This window comes from Clostridium algifaecis (genome assembly GCF_017874415.1).
In the GTDB taxonomy this organism is placed as follows: Bacteria; Bacillota; Clostridia; order Clostridiales; family Clostridiaceae; genus Clostridium_B; species Clostridium_B algifaecis.
This window is the reverse complement of the sequence record NZ_JAGGLM010000045.1, coordinates 1-2,025: the sequence shown is the minus strand read 5'-3', so window position 1 is coordinate 2,025 and position 2,025 is coordinate 1. Positions and strand designations below refer to the sequence as shown.

Genomic DNA, 2,025 nt, shown 5'->3' with positions numbered 1-2,025 from the left:
AAAAAGCCATAATCCGTTCCAGAGTACCACGAGACACGAGAAACCTTGTGGGAATAAGGGAGGACCACCTCCTAAGGCTAAATACTACCTGGTGACCGATAGTGAAGAAGTACCGTGAGGGAAAGGTGAAAAGAACCCCGGAAGGGGAGTGAAATAGAACCTGAAACCGTGTGTCCACAACCGATCGAAGCACTTTTACGTGCGACGATGTGCTTTTTGTAGAACGAGCCAGCGAGTTACGGTATGCAGCAAGGTTAAGTACCTATAGTACGGAGCCGAAGGGAAACCGAGTCTTAACAGGGCGACCAGTTGCATGCTGTAGACCCGAAACCGGGTGACCTATCCATGGCCAGGTTGAAGCGGAAGTAAAATTCCGTGGAGGACCGAACCACGTTGGTGTTGAAAAACCATGGGATGAGCTGTGGATAGCGGAGAAATTCCAATCGAACTCGGAGATAGCTGGTTCTCCTCGAAATAGCTTTAGGGCTAGCGTTGAGTATGAGTAGTGGAGGTAGAGCACTGAATAGGCTAGGGGCTGACAACAGTTACTGAACCTTATCAAACTCCGAATGCCATATACTTGAATCTCAGCAGTCAGACTACGAATGATAAGATCCGTGGTCAAAAGGGAAACAGCCCAGATCATCAGCTAAGGTCCCAAAGTGTAAGTTAAGTGGAAAAGGATGTGGGATTTCTAAGACAACTAGGATGTTGGCTCAGAAGCAGCCACTCATTTAAAGAGTGCGTAATAGCTCACTAGTCGAGAGGTCCTGCGCCGAAAATGTCCGGGGCTAAAACTTACCACCGAAGCTATGGACTCGAAAGAGTGGTAGAGGAGCTTCCTGTATGGATTGAAGCTGTACCGTAAGGAGCAGTGGACTGTACAGGAGTGAGTATGCTGGCATAAGTAGCGAAAAATAAGTGAGAATCTTATTGGCCGAATACCTAAGGTTTCCTGAGGAAGGTTCGTCCGCTCAGGGTTAGTCGGGACCTAAGCCGAGGCCGAGAGGCGTAGGCGATGGACAATCGGTTGATATTCCGATACCGCAAATTTATGTTTGACAGATGGGATGACGCAGCAGGATAGGATGTGCACACTACTGGATGTGTGTCTAAGCACTGAAGCAGGCCTGGCCGGCAAATCCGCCGGGTCAATGCCGGGGTGTTACGGGGATCCAATTTTGGAGAAGTATCCGATTTCACACTGCCAAGAAAAGTCTCTATGGAGTAAATTTGTGCCCGTACCGCAAACCGACACAGGTAGGTGAGGAGAGAATCCTAAGGCCTTCGGAAGAATTGTTGTTAAGGAACTAGGCAAATTAACCCCGTAACTTAGGGATAAGGGGTGCCCCGAAAGGGGCCGCAGAGAATAGGCTCAAGCAACTGTTTATCAAAAACACAGGTCTCTGCTAAAGCGTAAGCTGAAGTATAGGGGCTGACGCCTGCCCGGTGCTGGAAGGTTAAGGGGAATACTTAGCGCAAGCGAAGGTATGAACTTAAGCCCCAGTAAACGGCGGCCGTAACTATAACGGTCCTAAGGTAGCGAAATTCCTTGTCGGGTAAGTTCCGACCCGCACGAATGGCGTAATGATTTGAGCACTGTCTCGACAACAAATCTGGCGAAATTGTAGTGCAAGTGAAGATGCTTGCTACCCGCGATTGGACGGAAAGACCCCGTAGAGCTTTACTGTAGTTTAGCATTGAGTTTCGGTATTGTCTGTACAGGATAGGTGGGAGACATGGATACTTGGGCGCCAGCCTGAGTGGAGTCACCCTTGGGATACCACCCTGACAGTACTGGAATTCTAACCGGCGGCCATGAAACTGGCCACGGGACATTGTTAGGCAGGCAGTTTGACTGGGGCGGTCGCCTCCAAAAGAGTAACGGAGGCGCCCAAAGGTTCCCTCAGAAGGGTCGGAAATCCTTCGGAGAGTGCAAAGGCATAAGGGAGCCTGACTGCGACACATACAGGTGGAGCAGGGACGAAAGTCGGGCTTAGTGATCCGGTGGTACCTCGTGGGAGG

General features: G+C 50.2%; 1 rRNA gene. It reads left to right on the top strand.

From position 1 onward, the window contains the following. Positions 1-2,025, top strand: a 23S ribosomal RNA gene (locus J2Z42_RS14285); the annotation flags it as partial.